We start from the raw sequence: 21,280 nt of genomic DNA, 5'->3' as shown, positions 1-21,280 counted from the left end.
GAGCCGGGCCTGGCGCAACTGTCCGCGCGGGAGCGGTTCGACGGCGCGATCCGCGCCGCGGGGCCGGGTCTGGCCGATGTGCTGTGGCGGGTGGCCTGCGCGGGCGAGGGGTTGAGCGCGGCGGAAAAGGCGCTGGGCTGGCCGACCCGGGCGGGCAAGCTGGTGCTGACGCTGGCGCTGGACCGCGTCGCCGCCTGGTATCGGGTGGGAGAGGCGGGGTGATGGCCGGGACCGCCGCGCGCTTTCCCGCCGCCGGCCCGATCCTCTCTTCGATCCCGGCCATTCACAACCAATTCAAGCAGCCGGCGTTATGCATGGCATGGATGCAGGATGAAGGAGAAAGGCGATGGCCTGGACCGGACGGAGGTTCCTCGCGGCGATCGGCCTTGCCGGTGCGCTGGCCCTGGGCGGCTGTGCTTATGACGATGGCTATTATGGCGGCGTGAGCGTGGGCAGCGGCTATTATGGCGGCGGCTATTATGATGACTATTGGGGTCCGGGCTATTATCGCCCGGGCTATTATGGCGGCTGGTATGACGGCTATTACTATCCGGGCAGCGGCTATTATGTGTACAACCGCAGCGGCCATCGCCAGCGTTGGAACGACGGCCAGCGCCGCTATTGGGAAGGACGCCGGGAGGCCCGCCGCGATGACGGCCGGCGCGGCAACTGGAACAATGGCGCACCGCGTCAGGGCTGGCGGGAGCGTTCCGGCGGCGATGGCAATCGGTGGAATGGAAATGGGCGGTGGAATGGAAATGGGCGGTGGAATGGAAATTGGCGGAACGCCCGACAGGGCAATCCCGCTGCGGGCGCGCAGGCGCCCGGGCCAGGAAGGGGACAAGGGGATATGACGACGCCACGGACCGAACGCAATTGGGGGACGCCGCGCACGCGGTCCGACGGCGGCGCGCGTTCCGGTGGCGGCGGCCGCTCCGGCCGTGAGGGCTGGCGGGGTCGGCGCGACTGATGCGGCCTGGGTCCGGCGCGGTTATCGCCCTGCTCCTGCTCGCGGCCTGCGATGGCCGGGAGGAGAGCGCGATCGACAATCTGGCCAATGGCGCCAATGCGGCGCAGGTCGAAAATAATGTCCGGGCGGAGGCGCAGGCGGTTCTGGAGCCGCTGAATCCTCCCGCGCCGGGCATGCCCGGCGGCCTGCCGGTCGACCCGCGGCCGGTGGTGGAGGAAGACTCCATCGATCCCAAGGGCGCGCAGGGCGCCGCCCAGGTGGTGCAGGGCTATTACGGCCTGCTGGAGGAAAAGCGCTATAATGACGCGCAGGACCTGTGGAACGACAACAGCGCCATGGGGGCGGAAGACGATGCGCGCTTCGCCGCCCGTTTCCGTGGGTTCAGCGAAATCCATGCCCAGGTGGGCGCGCCCGGCGCGATCGAGGGGGCGGCGGGATCGCTGTTCGTGACGGTGCCGGTGCAGGTCTATGGCCGTCTGGCCGCGAACGGCAAGCCCTGGTATCGGCTGCGGCAGGTGACGCTGCGGCGGGCCAATGACGTGCCCGGTTCCAGCGAGGCGGACCGCCGCTGGCATATAGAAAGCATCGGCCCCTATGAACCGCCTGCCGGCGAAGCGACGGAGACGGCGGGCAACGCCATCTCCGCCACGGACAATCCGATCAGGAAATAGTCGCCTTCAGGATCTTGCCGGGGGTCTTGGGCGGCTCGCCCTTGGGCAGGGCGTCGACATGCTCCATGCCGGAAGTGACTTCGCCCCAGACGGTGTACTGGCCGTCGAGGAAGGTGGCGTCGTCGAAGCAGATGAAGAACTGGCTGTTGGCGCTGTTCGGGTTCATCGCGCGGGCCATGGAGCAAACGCCCCGGACATGCGGTTCGCGGCTGAATTCGGCCTTGAGGTCGGGCAGCTTCGACCCGCCCATGCCGGTGCCGGTCGGATCGCCGCCCTGCGCCATGAAGCCGGGGATGACGCGGTGGAAGACCACGCCGTCGTAGAAGCCGTCCTGGGCGAGCTGCGTGATGCGCTCCACATGGCCGGGGGCGAGGTCAGGACGCAGCTTGATGACGACGTCGCCGCCGCTGTCGAGGGTGAGGGTCAGGGTGTCGTCGGCCATGAAAAATCCTCTCTTCGGGGAAAATTGGGGAGATGGACCATATAGAGCGTTAAGACGGGGATGGAAGCCATTGCAATTGTGACGGGCATGGGCAAAAGCAGCGAAATGTTACAGGAACCGGACAGTAGGGGACGCGATGAGCGAGCGAGCCGATACGGCCGAACCCCGGCCGGACGAATTTGAGGATGTTGCCGCCGAGCAGGTCGAATCCCGCCATGATGAGGATGACCGGCTGAAGGGCGAATTCGTCGACGCCGTTCTGGATGCGGTGGAGGCGGATGACAGGGAACGGGCGCGCGAACTGGTGTCGCCGCTGCACCCGGCCGACATTGCCGACCTTCTGGAACTCACCCCGTCCGAACGGCGCGGGGAGGTGGCGGCCGCGCTGGGCGACCTGGTCGGCGCGGAGGTTCTGTCCGAACTCAACGACTATGTGCGCGACGACCTGCTGGACGCGCTGCTGCCCGAACAGGTGGCGGAGTTCGCCGCCGAACTCGACACCGACGACGCCGTCGCCATCATCGAGGATATGGAGGAGGCCGACCAGCAGGCCGTCCTCGACGCGATGGAGCCGGAGGACCGCGCCGCCATCGAAAGCGCGCTTTCCTATCCCGAGGAGTCCGCCGGCCGCCTGATGCAGCGCGACCTGGTCGCGGTGCCGGAGCATATGACGGTCGGGCAGGTGATCGACTATCTGCGCGACAATCGCGACCTGACGACCGATTTCTGGGAAATCTTCGTCGTGGACGAAGCGCACAAGCCGATCGGCACCTGCCAATTGAGCTGGGTGCTGACCTGCCCGCGCAGCGTCGCCATGGCGGACCTGATGAAGCGCGAACAGACCCTGATCCCGGTCGACATGGACCAGGAGGAGGTCGCGCTGCGCTTCCAGAAATATGCGCTGATCTCCGCCGCGGTGGTGGACGGCAGCGGCCGGCTGGTCGGCATGATCACGGTCGACGACATCGTCCACATCATCTCCGAGGAGGCGGGCGAGGACATACTCCGCCTGTCGGGCGCGGGCGAGGGCGACATCAACCAGCCGATCCTGGAAACCGTGCGCACGCGCCTGCAATGGCTGGTGGTCAATCTGGGCACGGCGATCCTGGCGGCGTCGGTGGTCGGGCTGTTCCAGTCGACCATCTCCAAATATGTGGTGCTCGCCGTGCTGATGCCGATCGTGTCGGGCATGGGCGGCAATGCGGGGACGCAGACCATGGCGGTCGCCGTGCGCGCGCTCGCCACCAACCAGCTCACCAGTTCCAACACCATCCGGCAGATCGTGCGCGAATTCCGCATCGCCAGCGCCAATGGCACCGCGCTCGGCATATTGATCGGCGTCGCGGTGGGCTTCATCTACGGCAATCACGATCTGGGGATCGTCATCGCGCTCGCCATGCTGATCAACAATCTGGTCGCCGGGCTGGCCGGCATATTGGTGCCGGTGACGCTCGACCGGATGAATATCGACCCGGCCGTTTCATCGGCGGTGTTCGTGACGACGATGACCGATGTGATGGGTTTCTTCTCCTTCCTTGGCCTTGCCACGGTCTGGGGTTTGTAATCGGCCAGCCAGCGCCCATCTTCGTGCCATGCCGCTTCACCTGACCAAGATCGCCTTTCGGAGCGAAAGTCCCGCGACGCTTCGCGCCTGGCTGGAAAGCCATGCGGAGGAGGCGCGGCTGACGACGCGCTATCTGCCCAAGCGGGTCGATGAACTGACGGGCGGTTCGCTCTTCTGGATTCATGGGCATCAGCTTGTCGGGCGCAGTCCTCTGCTGGGCTTTCAGGAGACCGGGCAGGGCCGTTACTGGATCAGGCTGGAGCCCCGGCTGATCCCGGTGCGCGCATTGCCCAAGCGGGCGCATCAGGGCTGGCGCTATCTGGAAGGCAAGGACGCGCCGCCCGATCTGGGCGAGGGCGAGGCGAACGATCTGGACGCCATGCCGACGCGGTTGCTGGGGGAGTTGTCGAAACTGGGCTTGCTCTAACGTCTTGCATCATCCTGCTCCTGTCTTCGCAGGAACAGGATGGGTCCGCGCAAGACCGGTTCCCACTTTTGCGCACGATGCTCTAGACCAGCGCCTTCACCCGTTCTCCAATCTCCCGCAACTCCTCTACGAAGCGCTTTCTCTCTTCGGCCTTGCGCGTCTCTTCGGGCACCCGCAGCAAATAGCTGGGATGTACCGTGATCCAGCCCTGCGCGCCGCCCTCCAGCGCCAGTGGCGCGCCACGGACCCGGCTGATCGTCACCGCCTTCCCCAGCAGCGCGCGCCCCGCCGTGGCGCCCAGCGCGACGATGATCCGGGGGCGGACCAGCTCCAGCTCCTGCGTCAGCCACCAGCGGCAGGCCTGGATTTCCGGCGTTTCGGGCGTCTGGTGTATGCGCCGCTTGCCCCGGCGCTCATGCTTGAAATGCTTGACGGCGTTGGTGATGTAGGCGCGCCGGCGGTCGATCCCGGCCTCTTCCAGCGCGCGGTCGAACAATTGCCCGGCCGGCCCGACGAAGGGGCGCCCGGCCAGATCCTCCTGATCGCCCGGCTGTTCCCCGATGAACATCAGCGGCGCATCGGCCGGCCCCTCCCCGAACACCGTCTGCGTCGTGTCGCGGTAGAGCGGGCAGCGGGTGCAGCCCATCGCCTCCTCGCGCAGCGCGCTCCAGGCCGTGGCCGCGTTCCCCCGGCGGGCGGCGGGTTTGGGTGGGGTCGCGATCATGGCCGCCTCCCTTGTCTGGGCGCCCGCCACCAGTTCGGGAATGAGCGCGGCCTCTGGCAGGTTGCGCCAATATTTCCGGGGCATTTCGGACAGCATCGCGCCGACCTTGAGCCGTGCCGGATTGAAGATCGCCGCATAATAGCCCTTCCAGATGTCCTCGACGGGATCGTCGCCCGGCGCATCCCTGCGCGTGGCGCCCGGTCCCTCGGTCAACGCCTCGCCGTCCCAATGGATGCTGAGTTCGGGCGTCAGGATCGACCAGCGCATCGAGGCGAAGCGCCGCACGAAGAATCCGGCATTGGCGCGGACGATATGATGGTCCGGTTCGAACCAGGCGACGAAGCGCGGCCCCTGCGCATCGGCCAGTTCGCGGAAGCGGACGAAGGCGCGCATCTTGTGCATGTCGCGCCGCACGGCCTTGGCCAGCGATTCCACGCGCCGGACCAGTGGATCGGCGCGATCTTCCAGGCTGGCGGGGCGGTCGCGCAACCGGGCGAGCAAGGCGTAGAGCAGGGCGAAACGTTCCGGGTCGCGGTGCAGGATCGCCGTTTCCGCCAGCTCGACAAAGGCGCGCGGGACGGAGAAGGCGGCTCCGCTTGCGACCGGAAGCGGTTCGTCGGCGGCGAAGAGGTCGCCAGCGCCCTCGCCGTCCTGCCAGACGATGTCGGCGGGCGCGATGCCCGCCAGCGTCAAGGCGCGGGCCGCGTCGCGCCAGCCGTCGAAATCATCCGGGCCGTTCAGCCTTGCGCGATACATGGTTCGGCATGGCTGCCCTGGGCGTGGAGCGCCGGGCCGGTGTCTGGGCCGGTATCTGGGCCGGGTTCCCGGCTTCGCGGGAACATGGAAGGAGCGCCTTCAGTCATTCGTCTCCGCTTCGGCGCGTTGCAGTTCGGCTGGCTTGCGCCGGGCGAACAGCGCCGCCAGCTTCTGCTCCTCCTCCGCGGTCAGTTCCTTCGCCGCGTCGGGGAACATCTCCTCCTCTTCCTCGTCGATATGGTGGAGGTAGCGCTTCTTGAGCTGGGCGAAGACGCGGTTCCATTCATCGCCGTTGAAGGGGAGGTCTTCCAGTTCCTCCAGATAATCGTCGATCTCCTTATGCTCCGACACGCTGTGCTGGGCATCTTCGCGCAGGTCGGGCCGCGCCAGCATGGTGGCGTAGAGCGTTTCCTCCTCCGCCGCGGCATGGGCGGTCACCTCCACCCGGAACTGTTCGAACAGCTTTTCCAGCCGATCCGGCTCGTCCTTCGCATCGGCCATCTTGTCGAACAGCTGCCGATGGGCGTCATGGTCCTGCTTCAACCGGTCGAAAATGCTGCTGTCGGCCATGGGGCATGCTCCTTCTCTTGCAGAAGGAACAACGATGGACCGCGGCTTTGGGTTCAGCCGAACAGTGCGCGAAAGATGATCGCGACGGGAATCCAGAGCAGTCCGCCGACGATGCTGGCGGACCAGAGCTGCACCAGATCGCGGCGGAAGCGAAGATCGAGGCTGTGCGCGGGCAGGCCGCTGCGGTCGAGCAACTCCCAGCGGCGTTCCAGTCCCCGCGCCGCGACGGCAAAGCCGCCGATCGCCACGATGATGCCGAGATGCAGCAGCAGCGATCCGCCCATCCTGGCGACGATGAAGATCTGAAGCAGGCAGAAGATGACGAGAGCGGCGGCCAGATGGGTGCTCATCCGCTGGGCATGGCCCGTGCGGCGGGTTGCGCCATCGTTCCACTTCGTCGCCAAAAACCGGGCCCTTTCCTTGCGTCGGACAAGGAAAACATGAACCGCCCGTCCGATCAACGGCAAAATGCGCGCGACTCACGGAAAAAGCTCATATTGCGACGCGGGCGGCGGCGCCATGGGCAGGGTCAGCCGGTCGGCCAGATGCACCGGCCGCCAGTCGGCCGCGACCAGGAAGGGGCGCAGCTTGGCGATGCTCTGCGTCAGCCGCGCGACATCGTCCAGCCGCAGCCGGCGATGGCGGCGGCTGGCGACGATCCGGTCCACGGCCTTCACGCCCAGCCCCGGCACCCGCAGCAACGCTTCGCGCGGGGCGCGGTTGACGTCGACCGGAAAGGAATCCCGATGCCGCAGCGCCCAGGCGAGCTTGGGATCGATGTCGAGCGGCAGGCAGCCGGTGACGGGATCGGTGGCGCTTTCCAGTTCCTGCGCCGAATAGCCGTAGAAGCGCATCATCCAGTCGGATTGGTAGAGCCGATGCTCGCGCATCAGCGGCGGACGCTTCAAGGGCAGCACGCTGCTGGGCGAGGGGATGGGCGAGAAGGCGCTGTAATAGACGCGGCGCAGCCTGTGCCGGCTGTAGAGCGAGCTCGCGCGCCGGATGATGGCGCGGTCGTCCGCCTGGTCCGCGCCGACGATCATCTGGGTGGACTGGCCGGCCGGGGCGAAGCGCGGCGCATGGGTGTAGCGGCGGCTGGCGTCCGACCCGTCCTCCATGGCATCGCGCATCCCCGCCATGGCGCTTTCGATCCGGTCCTTGTCCTTCTCCGGCGCCAGACTGCGCAGCCCCTGCTCGGTGGGCAGTTCGACGTTGATCGACAGCCGGTCGGCATAAAGGCCCGCCTGATGCGCCAGTTCCGGATCGGCGTCGGGAATGGTCTTGAGGTGGATATAGCCGCGGAAATCATGCTCTTCCCGCAGGCTGCGGGCCACCGCCACCATCTGTTCCATCGTGTAATCGGACGAACGGATGATGCCGGAGGAAAGGAACAGCCCCTCAATATAGTTGCGGCGGTAGAAGCTGAGCGTCAGGTCGACCACTTCCCGCACGGTGAAGCGGGCGCGCCGCACGTCGCTGGACCGGCGGTTTATGCAATAATGGCAGTCGAAGATGCAGCTGTTGGTCAGCAGGATCTTGAGCAGCGAAATGCAGCGGCCATCGGGTGCATAGGCATGGCAGATGCCCATCCCCTCGGTCGAGCCGATGCCGCCCTTCCGCCCCGACGCGCTGTCGCGCTTCGCCGTGCCGGACGACGCGCAGGATGCGTCATATTTGGCGGCGTCGGCAAGGATTTCCAGCTTCTGTCGGGTGGAGAGGGTGGCCATGAATGTTCGTCATATGTTCCCCGATCTCCCCTGTCCATAATCTCGATCAGTCAGGCTTGCGCAGGCTCGGCGTCCAGAACCTGGCGGACCTTCACCGCCAGCTGTCCGAGGGTGAAGGGCTTGGCGAGGAAGGAGACCCCGGGGTCGAGCATGCCGTTGTGGACGATGGCGTTGCGGGTGTAGCCCGTGGTGTAGAGGATCTTGAGGCCGGGATGGCTTGCCCGCGCCCGGTCGGCCAGCACGCGCCCGTTGATGCCGGGCATGACGACGTCGGTGAACAGCATGTCGATGCGCGGCTGGATCGCCAGCATCGCCAGCGCCTGTTCGCCGTCGGAGGCCTGGACGATGGTGTAGCCCAGCTCGCGCAGCGAATCGACGGACATGTGCCGGACGCGTTCCTCGTCCTCCACCACCAGGATGATCTCTTCGCCCCGCGCGCGGGGCAGTTCGGCAGGCGCCGCCATCAGGGTGCCGGCGGCCGGTTCAGGCCCGTAATGGCGCGGCAGGTAGATCTTGATGACCGTGCCTTCGCCCGGTTCGGAATAGATTTTCACATGGCCGCGCGACTGCTTGATGAAGCCGAAGACCTGGCTGAGGCCGAGGCCGGTGCCCTTCCCCACGCCCTTGGTCGTGAAGAAGGGGTCGAAGGCGCGCTCCACCACCTCGGGCGGCATGCCGGTGCCGCTGTCGGTGACGGATACCATCACATATTGGCCGGCCGCGACATCGCCATGGACCGCGGCATAGGCGTCGTCGAGATGGGCATTGGCCGTCTCGATCGTCAGCCGGCCGCCCATGGGCATGGCGTCGCGCGAATTGACGCAGAGGTTGATGATGGCCGATTCGAGCTGGCTGGCGTCGATGCTGGCGCGCCACAGCCCGCCCGCCAGCACGGTTTCCACCCGGATGCTCTCCCCGATGGTGCGGCGCAGCAGTTCCGACATGCCGCCGACCAGCTTGTTGACGTCGGTCGGCTGCGGGTCGAGCGGCTGCTGGCGGGAAAAGGCGAGCAGCCGGGCGGTAAGCTGGGCGGCGCGCTGCGCCCCTTCGGTCGCATTGTCGATGCCCCTGACGACCCGGGTGTCGGCGTCCGGCGCCAGCCGCCGCCGGACGATGTCCAGCGAGCCGATGACGATGGCGAGCATATTGTTGAAGTCATGGGCGATGCCGCCGGTCAGTTGGCCGATCGATTCCATCTTCTGCATCTGGCGCAATTGCCCCTCGGCCGTTTCGCGGTCCCGCGCCTCGCTCATCAGGCGCCGGTTGATGTCGGCCAGCGCCTGCTGGCTTTCGGTGGCCTCGGCCACGCGGCGATAGGCGGTGCGCAGCGCCACCGCGCCCAACAGGGTGATCAGCACGGCGGACACGGCAAGCCCGGCCGAAACCATGGTGCTGAGGCGGTTGTCATTGGCCGTCCGGCCCTTCAGCAGCTGCGCTTCCCGCGCCCGCATCGTCGCGACCAGCGCGCGGATGCGGGCCATCGTCACCATGCCCGCATCGAAGTCGCCCGCCGGCACGACCTCGCCCCGCCGCCGCCTTTCTATGCCCGTGCGCATCAGGAACAGGCGGTCGTCGAGCAACTCCTCCAGCTCCTCCACCGATCGGGCCTGCGGGGGATTGTCGCGCACCTCCATGCGCAGGGCGGCCAGTTCCTGCCGCCACTGGCCGCGGAAGACCTCATAGGGGCCGAGGAAGGAATCCTTGCGCGTCAGCATGAAGCCCCGCTGCGCGCTTTCGGCCTCCTGCGCGTGGAGCAGCAGCGCGGAAAGCTGGTTCTCGACGCGCAATGTGTGCTGAACCCAGATGTTGACCCGCTGCTGCACCGCATAGAGCCAATAGGTGCTGCCGAACGCCAGCCCGACGATCAGCAAGGCCAACAGCAGCAGGAAGATCGACCGTTCGGGGCGGATCGCGGGCATGGGGTGGAACATGCGAAAATATGGCGCGGGGAGCAAGCGGCGATAGGCTGTTGTAATCAGGTGAGGTCTGGCAGGCCTGCCTGGTTTTGGCCACCCTTTGGCGGGCCCGCCCCTCCCGAGGGAAGAAGCCGTGGTCGAAACCGTCTAGTCCCGCCAGCTCGAATCGATCCGGTCGATCTTGCGCACCATCGCTTCGAAATCGGGCACGCCCGGGCCGAGCGGCAATTGCACGCCGCTGAGGTCGCGCTGGTGCACGGCGATGACCTCCGGCGGGATGTCGACCGGCGTTCCGGCGGCGCCGGTCGCGACCTGGATTTCGCAGGCGCGCTGGAGCATCCACTGGATCAGGAAGGCTTCCGGCAGAGATTGCGCCATGACCAGCGTGCCATGGTTGCGCAGCATCATGATCCGCCGCTCGCCCAGATGGGCGATCAGCCGTTCCCCTTCCTCCGCCCGGATCGTGACGCCTTCGAAGTCATGATAGGCGATTCGGCCGATGAAGGCGGCGGCGTAGAAATTGGTCGGCGTCAGCCCCTCCCGCGTGGCGCTGACGGCCATGCCGGCGGTGGTATGGGTGTGGATGATGCAATGCGCGTCGGGCAGGTGGCGGTGGAAGACGCTGTGCTGGGTGAAGCCGGCGCGGTTCACCGGATAGGGGCTGCCGTCCAGCACATGGCCGTCCATGTCGATCTTAACGAGGTTCGACGCCGTCACCTCGCCATAGAGCAGGCCGAAGGGATTGATGAGGAAGGCGTTCTCCTCCTCCGGCACGCGCAGGGTGATGTGGTTGTAGATCAGCTCCGACCAGCCGAGATGGTCGAAAATGCGGTAACAGGCGGCGAGTTGCTGGCGCGCGGCCCATTCCGTGGCCGACATGTCGGGGCGCTGGCCCGTGGTCCTGGCGGCAGTTGCCATGGCGATCCTCCTCCTTGTTTATGGGGCGACTATCTGCCTGTCCCGCGCCCCTGTCGAGAAAAACGGCTTTTGGGTTGAATTTGCGCGACTCTGCTGGTAGGGCGCGCCCCACACGGCGCAGGGTGACCTGCGGCGACTCACCGCTATTTCATTCGGGCGGCCCGTCGGGAAGGGTTATGTTTCCTGGCGATCCGTCCGTTTTCGACTGGAGTTTGACTGGCTTATGCAAATCATCGTTCGCGACAACAATGTCGACCAGGCCCTGCGCGCGCTCAAGAAGAAGCTGCAGCGCGAGGGCGTGTATCGCGAGATGAAGCTGCGCCGTCACTATGAGAAGCCGTCCGAAAAGCGCGCGCGCGAAAAGGCTGCCGCCGTTCGCCGCGCCCGCAAGCTGGAGCGCAAGCGCGCCGAGCGCGACGGCGTCCGTTAAGGACCGCCTTTGTCGGGACGGTCGACCGATCGTCCCGTCCCTCTGCTGACAGAAAACATCACCCGCACCAATTTGCGAGGCTTAAGCCATGTCGACCACGGCCGTTCCCCTTCATCCTATCGCCAAGGGGTCGCTGACGCGGCTCTGGGTGGGTGTCGCCGTGGTGGCGCTGGCGGCCGGTGGCCTGGCCTGGGCCGGGCAGCAGGGCGTGAAGCCTTCGCCCGCCAGCTTCCTGGCGCATAATGGCGGCGAAGAGGGCGTGGTGACGACCGAATCGGGCCTGCAGTTCAAGGTGCTGGAGGAAGGCGCCGGTCCCAGCCCGACGCCCGCCGACGTGGCGCTGGTAGGCTATAAGGGCACGCTGCTCGACGGTACGGTGTTCGACGAGAATCCGCAGACCGCCATGCCGGTGGACGGCGTGGTTCCCGGCTTCTCCGAAGGTCTGCAGAAGATGAAGAAGGGCGGCAAGTATCGCCTGTGGATTCCGCCGCAGCTTGGCTATGGCGAGCAGGCGGCGGGGCCGATCCCGGCCAATTCCGTGCTGGTGTTCGACGTCCAGTTGCATGACTTCAAGTCCAAGGCGGACATCATGCGCATGCAGCAGATGATGCAGCAGCAGGGCGGAATGCCGCAGGGCGTGCCGGGCCAATAAGGTCGGCAACAGTCGAAAAGCGAAAAAGGGGCCGGGATTTTCCCGGCCCTTTTTCCTGGCGGATTTGCCTTGTCCATCTGCAACCCGCTGCTGCGGAGACGGGAGCCCGGTTCAGGCCGTGCCATGATCCGCTAATGCAGGGGTAAGGCGCGGGGACCATCTATCCTGCGACCGGAACCGCCGCGCTCCTGTCATTCTCCGCCTCCAGCGCTTTCGACCGCTCCTCCAGATAGACCTTGATCATCGCGACGATGGGGTCGGCGAGGAACAGTCCCATGATCCCGAACAGCGCGCCGAAGAGGATTTGCGCCGCAAGGACGAGCGCGGGCGCCAGGTCGGTGGCGCGTTTGGCCACCATGGGCACGATCAGGTAGCCGTCGACGATCTGCACCACCAGATAGACCCCGAAAGCGTAGAGCCCCGCATCCACGCCGGCGGAAAAGCCGACCAGCACGATCAGCACGCCCGATATGATCGACCCGATATTGGGCAGGAAGGCGAACAGCCCGGTCAATATGCCCAGCAGCCCCGCCATCGGCACGCCGCCCGCCCAGAGCAGCAGCCAGGTGCCCACCCCTTCCACCGCCATGCCGATCAGCCGGCCGAACATCAGCCGCCGCAAGGTCCAGCCCATCCTGTCGGCAATGGCGTAGAAGCGGCCGCGCTTGTCCATCGGCAGCATCCAGGCGACGCCGCGCTCGTAAAGCTTGGGCTCGATCGCGATGAAGATGGCGAGCACCAGCATCATCACGCCGCTGGTGATTGCGCCGACCATGGTGCCCACCGCCGCCGTCACCCGGCCGAGCGAACTCATCGCCTGCTGCGCCAGGCTCTTGAAATCCTCCGGCGTGGTGGTGACGCCCAGTTGCTGGAGCCACTGGCCGATACGGTTCACCTGCGTCTCCACGATGACCCGCATCGCCTGCGCTTGCGCCGCCAGGCTCGATCCGGTCAGGTAGAAGGTATAGACCAGGAAGGCGAGGGCGGCGATCAGCACGATGGCCAGCCGCCAGCCGCGCCCGATGGGCAGCACCCGGCCCAGCAGCCGCGTACCGCCGTCCATCATCGTCGTCAGCACCAGCGCGCCCATGATCAGCATGATGGGCTGCGCCAGCAGGACGAGCAGGGCGATGGCGATGCCGATGGCGAACCACACGCCGGCCCGCTTTATCTCATGCTGGACCAGCGGGCTGCGCAACTCGCTGGGGCCGGGTTCCTCTATGTGGATTTTCGTCCCGCTCAACCCAAGCCCCTATCGTGAAATGCTTATTTCGGCGGGGTAACGCTCGCCGGGCGCAGGCTGTTCCCCGCGCGGCCACCGCGGAAGGCATGGAGCCAGCTCAGCGGGTTCCAGGATGCATCGCCGTCGAGCGAGAAGGTGATGAATTCCGCCCGGCCGCCAATGGCCTCCCACGGCACCGGCCCGCCCAGTCCGTTTTCCTCCAGCGGTGCGCGGCTGTCGGCGCTGTTGTCGCGATTGTCGCCCATCAGGAAAACGTGATTCGCCGGAATCCGCACTGGCCCGTACCAGTCGAGCGTGCTTGGCCCCATGTCGATGGTGACGTAGCTCCTGCCATTGGGCAGCACCTCCTGCCGCACCGGCAGTTCGCACCAGCTCTTGCCGTTGGCGTCCGTCACCAGCGCGCCGGGAAATTGCATGGGCGGGCAGGGCGCGTTGCCGTCCACGGGAATGCGGATGGGCTTCAGCACCCTTTGCGGCACGGGCACGCCGTTCAGCACGACCTGGCCCCCGCGCACCTCCAATATATCGCCGGGCAGGCCGATGACCCGCTTGATATAATCCTCCCGCTTGTTCTGCGGAGAGACGATGACGATGTCGCCCCGCTCCGGCAGGCGCCCGAAGATCCGGCCTTTCAGGAAGGGCAGCGGGTGGAAGCTGGGGGAGACATAGGACCAGCCATAGGGATATTTGCTGACCACCAGCCGGTCGCCCTTCAACAGCACCGGCATCATCGATTCGCTGGGAATGTAGAAGGGTTTGGCGACGAAGCTGTGGAAGGCCAGCACCGCCAGGATCAGCAGGGCGATGCTCTTCGCCTCGTGCCACCAGTCGAGGGATGCCTTTTCCGGTTCGGAAGCCGGGCTGGGCTGTTCGGACGGGGCGGATTCGTTTTCGGTCATGTCGGCTGCCGTCATGGGAGGATTTCCGGCTGGAGAGGTGCGACGCTTATAACGGCAGGGCTTCGATAATCACAAAGGCCTGCGCCCATGGATGATCGTCGGTGAGCGTCAGGTGAACGACCGGCCGATGCCCGGCGGGAACCAGCGATTCCAGCCGGGCGAGCGCCCCGCCGGTCAGGTGCAGCGTCGGCGCGCCGCTGGGGCCGTTGACGACGCCGATGTCCTTCATGAACACGCCGCGGTTGAAGCCGGTGCCGACCGCTTTCGAAAAAGCCTCCTTGGCGGCGAAGCGCTTGGCGAGCGTGCCCGCCCTGGTGAAGGGGCGGCGGTTGGCCTTGGCCCGCTCCACATCGGTGAACACGCGATTCTCGAACCGCTCGCCGAAGCGGTCGAGCGAATTCTGGATCCGCTCGATATTGCAGAGGTCGGAGCCGAGGCCGACGATCAACGGGCCAGATCCATCTGCCGGCGCATTTCGCGGATGCTGCTCTCCAGCCCGCCGAAGATCGCTTCCCCGATCAGGAAATGGCCGATGTTGAGTTCGGCGACCTGGGGGATCGCCGCGACCGGCCCGACATTGTCGAAGGTCAGGCCATGGCCGGCATGGGGTTCGATGCCGTTCTTGGCCGCCAGCGCCGCCGCATCGGCCAGCCTGCGCAGTTCCTCCGCCCGCTCGGAACCCTCCAGATGCGCGTAGCGGCCAGTGTGCAGCTCGACCACCGGCGCGCCCAGGCGCATGGCCGCCTCGATCTGCGCGGCATCGGGCTCGATGAACAGGCTGACGCGCACGCCGGCCTTGCCCAGCGCATCGACGATCGGGCCGAGAGCGTCGATCTGCCCGGCCGCGTCCAGCCCGCCTTCGGTGGTGCGCTCCTCCCGCTTTTCCGGCACGATGCAGGCGGCGTGCGGCCGATGCCGGAGCGCGATGCCCAGCATTTCCTGCGTCGCCGCCATTTCCAGGTTCAGCGGCACGGTGAGCGCCGCCATCAGCGTGGCGATGTCCTCGTCGCGAATATGCCGCCGGTCCTCGCGCAGATGGGCGGTGATGCCGTCGGCGCCCGCCTTGGCCGCCAGCAGCGCGGCCTTGACGGGATCGGGATGCGTTCCCCCGCGCGCGTTGCGGATGGTCGCCACATGATCGATGTTGACGCCCAGGCGCAGATGAGCGGGGGTTCGGGACATGGGCTACTGCTTCCGGCTGCCGGGCTTGATCGCCGGGATCGCCGCCAGTTCGGGCGGGACCTGATCGGCGTCGTAGACCGGGAAGTTGATGCTGACGAGCGGATAGAAGGGCACGCCCAGCTCCACCTCTCCAGCGGAACGGTCGACCAGCGCGGCTTCCGCTATGACGATGCCGCCCTCCGCCTCGACCGCCTCTATCGCCTGGCGGGAGGAGAGGCCGGTGGTGACGACGTCCTCCACCATCAGCACCTTCTGCCCCGGCGCGATGGCGAAGCCGCGGCGCAGTTCGAACGTGCCTTCGGGGCGTTCCAGGAATACGGCATCCTTGTCGAGCGCGCGGCCGATTTCATGGCCGATGATGAGGCCGCCCATGGCAGGGGAGACCACCAGGTCGATTTCCTGCCGCAGTTCGCGCGGCAGCTTCTGCACCGTGGCGCGCGCCAGCCGCCCCGCGCGTTCCGCGTTCATCAGCACGCGCGCGCACTGCAGGTAATTGGCGCTGCGGCGGCCCGAGGACAGAATGAAATGCCCCTCCAGCAACGCGCCCGCAGCCCTGAATTCCGCTAATACTTCCTCGTCGGTCATCCGTGTCTTCGATCCATGGCTTACCCTTCATGGGTCGCCCCATGATCGCGCCCCTGTGCGCGGAGAGCGAGATAGGCTCACCAACTAGGCGTTGCAACAGCGAAGAAAATCTGGTTGTGGAAGCTTGAGGCGTAAAAAAAGATGCTTATAAGCCGCGGCAGACCGATACGGGCGGGGGGGACGTGTATGCGTGTGTCTTCGTTGCAGCGGCGCCAAGGGGTTACGGGGTAAGAAGACGCTTATGAACAAGGTGAAATCGCTCGTTCTCGCCGGGTTGTTGGCCTTTGCGCCCACGCTCGCCATGAACGGTCCGGCACTGGCCCAGGACAATGCCGCCGTCGCGGCTCCAGCCGCCGGGAACGAAGCCGCGGCCGCCGATTCGGCCGGCAATGCAGCGGCGTCCGCCGCGGATGCCGCGCCCGCGGCGAAGGTGGCCGCGCCGCCCCGGATGAAGCCCACTCCGGGCATCGGCATGCCGATGCCGGGCGAAATCACCCTCCAGAAGCAGTTCTCGCCCACCGGGCACACGGCGCGCTGGCTGCATGACGTGATGCTGGTGCCGATCATCACCATCATCTCGATCTTCGTCCTGGTCCTGATGCTCTATGTGATGGTCCGGTTCCGCCGCAGCGCCAATCCGACGCCGTCCAAGACATCGCACAATACGGTGATCGAGGTGATCTGGACCGTGGTGCCGGTCGTGATCCTGCTGGCCATCGCCGTGCCGTCGATCGGCCTGCTGGCGGACCAGTACAAGCCCGCCCCCAAGGATGCGCTGACCGTCAAGGTCACCGGCTATCAATGGTATTGGGGCTATGAATATCCCGACAACGGCATTCCGGAATTCGTTTCGAACATGCTGCCCAAGGACAAGGCGGAGGCGAATGGCGAGCCCTATCTGCTGGCGCCCGACAATCGTCTGGTCCTGCCGGTCGGCCGCCCGATCAAGCTGATCATCACCGGCGCCGACGTGATCCACAGCTTCGCGGTCCCCTCGCTCTGGGTGAAGATGGACGCGGTGCCGGGCCGCCTGAATGAGAAGAGCTTCACCATCGAGAAGCCGGGCGTCTATTACGGCCAGTGTTCCGAGCTTTGCGGCGCGCGCCACGGCTTCATGCCGATCGCGATCGAGGCGCTGGAGCCCGCGCAGTTCGACCAGTGGCTGCTGTCGCAGGGCGGCACGCTGAAGGCCGCCGCACCCGCGGCCACGGCCGAAGCCGCCGCGCCCGCCGCCGCTCCTGCCGCCAAGCTTTGATGTAAGGGCATAGACGCCATGACCACCATTACCGCAGATCATCACGGCGATCATGCTCATGAGCATCATGACGCCGACCACAAGCCGGCCTTCTTCCAGCGTTGGTTCATGTCGACCAACCATAAGGACATCGGCACGCTCTACCTGATCTTCGCGATCATCGCCGGCATCATCGGCGGCGCGATTTCCGGCCTGATGCGCGCCGAACTGGCGCAGCCGGGCATCCAGTATCTCCAGACCTGGGCGCAGTTCAGCGACGGTCCCGAAGCGACGCTGGACCAGGCCTATCACCTGTGGAACGTGCTGATCACCGCCCATGGCCTCATCATGGTCTTCTTCATGGTGATGCCAGCGATGATCGGCGGCTTCGGCAACTGGTTCGTGCCGATCATGATCGGCGCGCCGGACATGGCGTTCCCGCGGATGAACAATATCAGCTTCTGGCTGCTCATCCCCGCCTTCGTCCTGCTCCTCGGCTCGACCTTCGTGCCCGGCGGCACCGGAAACGGCGCGGGCACCGGCTGGACAGTCTATGCGCCGCTCTCCACCAGCGGCTCGGCGGGGCCGGCGGTCGACATGGCGATCCTGTCGCTGCACATCGCGGGCGCCAGCTCGATCCTGGGCGCGATCAACTTCATCACGACCATCCTCAACATGCGCGCGCCGGGCATGACCCTGCACAAGATGCCGCTGTTCGTCTGGTCGGTGCTGGTCACCGCCTTCCTGCTGCTGCTCGCGCTTCCCGTGCTTGCCGCCGCGATCACCATGCTGCTGACCGACCGTAATTTCGGCACGACCTTCTACGATGCCGCCGGCGGCGGCGATCCGGAACTGTACCAGCATCTCTTCTGGTTCTTCGGCCACCCCGAAGTGTACATCATGATCCTGCCGGGCTTCGGCATCATCAGCCAGATCGTCTCGACCTTCAGCCGCAAGCCGGTCTTCGGCTATCTCGGCATGGCATACGCCATGGTCGCGATCGGCGTCGTCGGTTTCGTCGTCTGGGCGCACCACATGTTCACCACCGGCATGTCGGTCAACGTGAAGATGTACTTCACCGCCGCCACCATGGTGATCGCGGTGCCGACCGGCATCAAGATCTTCTCCTGGATCGCGACGATCTGGGGCGGGTCGATCAGCTACAAGACCCCGATGGTCTGGGCTCTGGGCTTCATCTTCCTGTTCACCGTGGGTGGCGTCACCGGCGTGGTGCTGGCCAATGGCGGCGTGGATGACGTGCTGCACGACACCTATTATGTGGTCGCGCATTTCCACTATGTGCTGTCGCTGGGCGCGGTGTTCGGGCTGTTCGCCGGCTTCTACTACTGGTTCCCGAAGATGTCGGGCCGGATGTACAACGAGTTCCTCGGCCATCTGCACTTCTGGGTGTTCTTCGTCGGCGTGAACATGCTGTTCTTCCCGATGCACTTCCTCGGCCTGTCGGGCATGCCGCGCCGCTATCCCGATTATCCGGAAGCCTTCGCCTATTGGAACAAGGTCGCCAGCCACGGCTATGAGATCATGGCGGCCGGCATGCTGATCTTCTTCGTCAACCTTGTCTGGTCGCTGGTCGCCGGCAAGAAGGCGGAGGGCAATCCGTGGGGCGAAGGCGCCACGACGCTGGAATGGACCCTGTCCAGCCCGCCGCCCTTCCACCAGTTCGAGACGCTGCCGGTCATCGACTGACCGCAGGCAAGGGCGTTCCGGTTTGCCGGGACGCCCGGATTGGCGTAAAGGCCGCCAATTCCGGAATCAGGGCGATCCCGGCGCGGCCGTCGCGCCGGGTTACCGCATGAGGAGATTATGGCAAGCACGCCGATCATGACCGAAGGTTCGGCTCCTGTGATTCCCGCGCACTGGCGGGACTTCGTCGCGCTGACCAAGCCCAGGGTGATGACGCTGGTCGTCTTTACCGGGCTGTGCGGTCTGCTCGCGGCGCCGGGGCATATCCACCCGGTTCTGGCCTTCACGGCGATTCTCTGCATCGCGCTGGGCGCGGGCGCCGCGGCGACGCTCAACCAGTGGTATGAAGCCGACATCGACGCGAAGATGAAGCGCACGGCCAACCGGCCGCTGCCGGCCGGGCGGATGGACCGCCAGTCGGCGCTGCATTTCGGTGTTGGGCTCTCCTTCTTCTCGGTCCTGCTGATGGGCGTCGCGACCAACTGGCTGGCGGCGGCGGTGCTGACCGTGTCGATCCTCTTCTACGTCTTCGTCTACACCATCTGGCTCAAGCCCAGGACGGCGCAGAACATCGTCATCGGCGGCGCGGCGGGCGCCTTCCCCCCCGTCATCGGCTGGGCGGCGGTGACGGGCGACATCGGCGCCCTGCCGGTTGCGCTGTTCATGCTGATCTTCTTCTGGACGCCGCCCCATTTCTGGGCGCTGGCCCTGTTCGTGAAGACGGATTATGCCGCCGCCGGCATTCCCATGTTGCCGGTCGTGTCCGGCGAGGTGGCGACGCGGCGCCAGATCTGGTTCTACACCGCGATCATGGCCGTCGCCGCCATGGCGCCGGTCCTGCTGCGCCTTACCGGGCCCATCTATGGCACCACGGCCCTGCTCGGCACGGCGCTGTTCGTGGCCCTGGCCTTTCAGGTGTTCCGCCGGCGCGAGAGCGATCCCGCGCGCATGACCCCGGAAAAGCGCCTGTTCAAATATTCGGTCCTCTACCTCTTCCTCCTCTTCGGCGCGGTGGTCGTTGACCGCTGGGTGGCCGCATGACCCCCGAGGAAGACCGGCAGGTCCGCGCGCGGCAGAAATCCCGCGCCATCGTGACGGGCGTGCTGCTGGGCGCGCTGGTCATCCTTTTCTACGCGATCACCATCGCCAAGATCGGCGGCGGCCAGTGATGGCGAGCCTGCCGCCATCGCCTTTCGACCGGGACCGCCGCAACCGGCGGACCATGATCGGCATGGCGGGCGTCGGTCTCTCCATGCTGGGCCTGGGTTTCGCTTCCGTGCCGCTCTACCGCATTTTCTGCGAGCAGACCGGCTTCGGCGGCACCACGCAGCGGGCGGCCGCCGATGTGCAGGTCAGGGAAGCGGTGGGCCACCGCATGTCGATCCGCTTCGATTCCAATGTGGCGCCGGGCATGCCGTGGCAGTTCCATCCCGAACGCCGCACCCAGACCGTGACGGTCGGCGCGCGCAACATGGCGATCTTTGTAGCGAAGAACATGTCGGACAAGCCGGTGACGGGGACCGCGAGCTTCAACGTCACGCCGCTCCAGGCGGGCGCCTATTTCACCAAGATCCAGTGCTTCTGCTTCACCCAGCAAACGCTGCAGCCGGGGGAGCAGGTGCGCATGCCGGTGATCTATTATGTCGACCCGAAGATATTGACGGACGCCGACAATAAGGACACGCAGGAAATCACGCTCAGCTACACCTTCTATCCTGTTGAGCAGGACAAGAAGCCAAGCTAAGGCACAATCATAACGCGAACGGGGATGAGAAACGTCATGGCAGGCGCCAAGAACCACGATTATCATATTCTTCCGCCCAGCATCTGGCCCTTTTTCGGCTCCATGTCGGCGCTGGTCATGGCTTTCGGCGCGATCATGTGGATGCATCCCGATGCGCTGCCCGCCGGCGGCGGCTGGGTGTTCCTGATCGGCGTCGCGGGTGTGCTGTTCACCATGTACAGCTGGTGGGCCAATGTCATCGCGGAGGCGCATGCGGGCGATCATACGCCGGTGGTGCAGCTTCACCTGCGCTACGGCATGATCCTGTTCATCGCGTCGGAAGTCATGTTCTTCGTGGGCTGGTTCTGGTCCTTCTTCGACTTCTCGCTCTTCCCCAGCCAGTTGGCGCCGATCGAGGGCCTGTTCCCGTCGAAGGGCATCGAGGTGATGAACGCCTTCGAGCTGCCGCTGCTCAACACGCTGATCCTGCTCTGCTCGGGCACGACCGTCACCTGGGCGCACCATGCGCTGATCCACGGCGACCGCGAGGGGCTGAAGAAGGGGTTGACGCTCACGGTCATCCTGGGTGTCCTCTTCTCCTCCATCCAGGCCTATGAATATGCCCATGCGCCGTTCCCCTTCGGCGGCAGCCCCTATAGCTCCGCCTTCTACATGGCGACGGGCTTCCACGGCTTCCACGTGCTGATCGGCACCATCTTCCTGCTGGTGAACCTGATCCGCGCGCACAGGGGCGACTTCACCCCGCGCCAGCATTTCGGTTTCGAGGCGGCTGCCTGGTACTGGCATTTCGTCGACGTGGTGTGGCTGTTCCTCTTCGTCGCCATCTATGTCTGGGGCGGCTGGGGCGCGCCGGTCCACGGCGGTTGATCCTTCCGCCGATGGATTTGCGAAAGACGGCCGGACCTGTTCCGGCCGTTTTCTT

25 protein-coding genes are annotated in these 21,280 nt (G+C 65.9%); 13 read left to right on the top strand and 12 right to left on the bottom strand.

Annotated features, from left to right (window positions below; translation table 11 throughout):
• The 3 genes from A8G00_RS16760 to A8G00_RS16750 form a co-directional block, all read left to right on the top strand.
• The coding region (locus A8G00_RS16760; protein WP_253258022.1) for a DUF6456 domain-containing protein at positions 1–222 on the top strand (222 nt) is incomplete at its 5' end.
• 124 nt (positions 223–346) lie between these two features.
• Complete coding sequence (locus A8G00_RS16755; RefSeq protein ID WP_065847084.1) at positions 347–970, top strand: hypothetical protein; 624 nt, start codon at positions 347–349, stop codon at positions 968–970.
• On the top strand, positions 970–1,641 hold the full coding sequence (locus A8G00_RS16750; protein ID WP_025549861.1) for a hypothetical protein: 672 nt from the start codon (positions 970–972) through the stop codon (positions 1,639–1,641). The genes A8G00_RS16755 and A8G00_RS16750 overlap by 1 nt, the downstream gene beginning before the upstream one ends.
• Here A8G00_RS16750 and A8G00_RS16745 read toward each other — a convergent pair.
• A complete protein-coding gene (locus A8G00_RS16745) occupies positions 1,631–2,083 on the bottom strand; it encodes a peptidylprolyl isomerase (RefSeq protein ID WP_044661399.1) in 453 nt (150 codons plus the stop codon). The two genes, A8G00_RS16750 and A8G00_RS16745, sit on opposite strands and share 11 nt — an antisense overlap.
• A 136-nt stretch (positions 2,084–2,219) precedes the next feature.
• Between A8G00_RS16745 and mgtE the strand changes: the two genes are divergently transcribed.
• Positions 2,220–3,647, top strand: coding sequence for a magnesium transporter (gene mgtE, locus A8G00_RS16740; protein WP_025549863.1), 1,428 nt, complete (start codon positions 2,220–2,222; stop codon positions 3,645–3,647).
• Positions 3,648–3,675: 28 nt separating this feature from the next.
• Positions 3,676–4,074 (top strand): DUF1489 family protein, encoded by a 399-nt coding sequence (locus A8G00_RS16735; protein ID WP_025549864.1) that lies wholly within the window; start codon positions 3,676–3,678, stop codon positions 4,072–4,074.
• Positions 4,075–4,156: 82 nt separating this feature from the next.
• Here the strand turns inward: A8G00_RS16735 and A8G00_RS16730 are convergent, their stop codons facing one another.
• From A8G00_RS16730 to A8G00_RS16705, 6 genes are all read right to left on the bottom strand, one after another.
• Positions 4,157–5,554: a UdgX family uracil-DNA binding protein gene (locus A8G00_RS16730; RefSeq protein ID WP_044661400.1), complete on the bottom strand. Its 1,398-nt coding sequence runs from the start codon at positions 5,552–5,554 to the stop codon at positions 4,157–4,159.
• 99 nt (positions 5,555–5,653) lie between these two features.
• Complete coding sequence (locus A8G00_RS16725) at positions 5,654–6,124, bottom strand: hemerythrin domain-containing protein (protein ID WP_025549866.1); 471 nt, start codon at positions 6,122–6,124, stop codon at positions 5,654–5,656.
• Positions 6,125–6,177: 53 nt separating this feature from the next.
• Entirely contained in the window at positions 6,178–6,528 is a 351-nt protein-coding gene (locus A8G00_RS16720; RefSeq protein ID WP_025549867.1) for a hypothetical protein, read from the bottom strand.
• 75 nt (positions 6,529–6,603) lie between these two features.
• Complete coding sequence (locus tag A8G00_RS16715) at positions 6,604–7,851, bottom strand: putative DNA modification/repair radical SAM protein (protein ID WP_025549868.1); 1,248 nt, start codon at positions 7,849–7,851, stop codon at positions 6,604–6,606.
• A 50-nt stretch (positions 7,852–7,901) separates the two neighbouring features.
• Positions 7,902–9,770, bottom strand: a complete 1,869-nt coding sequence (locus A8G00_RS16710; protein ID WP_025549869.1) for a CHASE3 domain-containing protein — start codon at positions 9,768–9,770, stop codon at positions 7,902–7,904.
• A gap of 144 nt (positions 9,771–9,914) precedes the next feature.
• Positions 9,915–10,685, bottom strand: coding sequence for a class II aldolase/adducin family protein (locus A8G00_RS16705; protein WP_025551892.1), 771 nt, complete (start codon positions 10,683–10,685; stop codon positions 9,915–9,917).
• A 223-nt stretch (positions 10,686–10,908) separates the two neighbouring features.
• On the opposite strand from A8G00_RS16705, the gene rpsU reads away from it, so the two are divergent.
• Both rpsU and A8G00_RS16695 read left to right on the top strand, forming a co-directional pair.
• Positions 10,909–11,115, top strand: coding sequence for a 30S ribosomal protein S21 (rpsU, locus tag A8G00_RS16700; protein ID WP_004208618.1), 207 nt, complete (start codon positions 10,909–10,911; stop codon positions 11,113–11,115).
• 88 nt (positions 11,116–11,203) lie between these two features.
• Complete coding sequence (locus tag A8G00_RS16695; RefSeq protein WP_044661401.1) at positions 11,204–11,767, top strand: FKBP-type peptidyl-prolyl cis-trans isomerase; 564 nt, start codon at positions 11,204–11,206, stop codon at positions 11,765–11,767.
• Between the two features lie 160 nt (positions 11,768–11,927).
• On the opposite strand, the gene A8G00_RS16690 is transcribed toward A8G00_RS16695, so the two are convergent.
• From A8G00_RS16690 to pyrE, 5 genes are read right to left on the bottom strand one after another with little or no spacing between them, the layout of a single operon-like run.
• Positions 11,928–13,010 (bottom strand): AI-2E family transporter, encoded by a 1,083-nt coding sequence (locus A8G00_RS16690; protein ID WP_025551896.1) that lies wholly within the window; start codon positions 13,008–13,010, stop codon positions 11,928–11,930.
• A gap of 23 nt (positions 13,011–13,033) precedes the next feature.
• Entirely contained in the window at positions 13,034–13,924 is an 891-nt protein-coding gene (lepB, locus tag A8G00_RS16685) for a signal peptidase I (protein ID WP_044661403.1), read from the bottom strand.
• A gap of 31 nt (positions 13,925–13,955) precedes the next feature.
• Positions 13,956–14,357: a holo-ACP synthase gene (gene acpS, locus A8G00_RS16680; protein WP_044661404.1), complete on the bottom strand. Its 402-nt coding sequence runs from the start codon at positions 14,355–14,357 to the stop codon at positions 13,956–13,958.
• Positions 14,354–15,091 carry a pyridoxine 5'-phosphate synthase gene (locus tag A8G00_RS16675; protein WP_044661405.1) on the bottom strand — a complete coding sequence of 246 codons (738 nt, stop codon included), beginning with the start codon at positions 15,089–15,091 and terminating at the stop codon, positions 14,354–14,356. Before A8G00_RS16675 ends, acpS begins: the two co-directional genes overlap by 4 nt.
• Positions 15,092–15,094: 3 nt before the next feature.
• Positions 15,095–15,676, bottom strand: coding sequence for an orotate phosphoribosyltransferase (gene pyrE, locus A8G00_RS16670; protein WP_025551902.1), 582 nt, complete (start codon positions 15,674–15,676; stop codon positions 15,095–15,097).
• Between the two features lie 241 nt (positions 15,677–15,917).
• On the opposite strand from pyrE, the gene coxB reads away from it, so the two are divergent.
• From coxB to A8G00_RS16645, 6 genes are all read left to right on the top strand, one after another.
• Positions 15,918–16,931 (top strand): cytochrome c oxidase subunit II, encoded by a 1,014-nt coding sequence (gene coxB, locus A8G00_RS16665; protein WP_044661406.1) that lies wholly within the window; start codon positions 15,918–15,920, stop codon positions 16,929–16,931.
• A gap of 18 nt (positions 16,932–16,949) precedes the next feature.
• Entirely contained in the window at positions 16,950–18,617 is a 1,668-nt protein-coding gene (gene ctaD, locus A8G00_RS16660; protein ID WP_044661407.1) for a cytochrome c oxidase subunit I, read from the top strand.
• A 117-nt stretch (positions 18,618–18,734) separates the two neighbouring features.
• Positions 18,735–19,655: a heme o synthase gene (locus A8G00_RS16655; RefSeq protein WP_044661408.1), complete on the top strand. Its 921-nt coding sequence runs from the start codon at positions 18,735–18,737 to the stop codon at positions 19,653–19,655.
• A complete protein-coding gene (locus tag A8G00_RS25805) occupies positions 19,652–19,783 on the top strand; it encodes a hypothetical protein (protein WP_255308763.1) in 132 nt (43 codons plus the stop codon). Before A8G00_RS16655 ends, A8G00_RS25805 begins: the two co-directional genes overlap by 4 nt.
• Positions 19,783–20,358 (top strand): cytochrome c oxidase assembly protein, encoded by a 576-nt coding sequence (locus A8G00_RS16650; RefSeq protein ID WP_044661409.1) that lies wholly within the window; start codon positions 19,783–19,785, stop codon positions 20,356–20,358. The genes A8G00_RS25805 and A8G00_RS16650 overlap by 1 nt, the downstream gene beginning before the upstream one ends.
• 36 nt (positions 20,359–20,394) lie before the next feature.
• A complete protein-coding gene (locus tag A8G00_RS16645; protein ID WP_025549339.1) occupies positions 20,395–21,225 on the top strand; it encodes a cytochrome c oxidase subunit 3 in 831 nt (276 codons plus the stop codon).
• Positions 21,226–21,280 lie beyond the last annotated feature (55 nt).

Origin of the sequence: Sphingobium sp. SA916 (genome assembly GCF_002894065.1) — a bacterium.
GTDB classification, from domain to species: domain Bacteria; phylum Pseudomonadota; class Alphaproteobacteria; order Sphingomonadales; family Sphingomonadaceae; genus Sphingobium; species Sphingobium fuliginis.
This window is presented reverse-complemented; position numbering and strand designations above follow the sequence as displayed.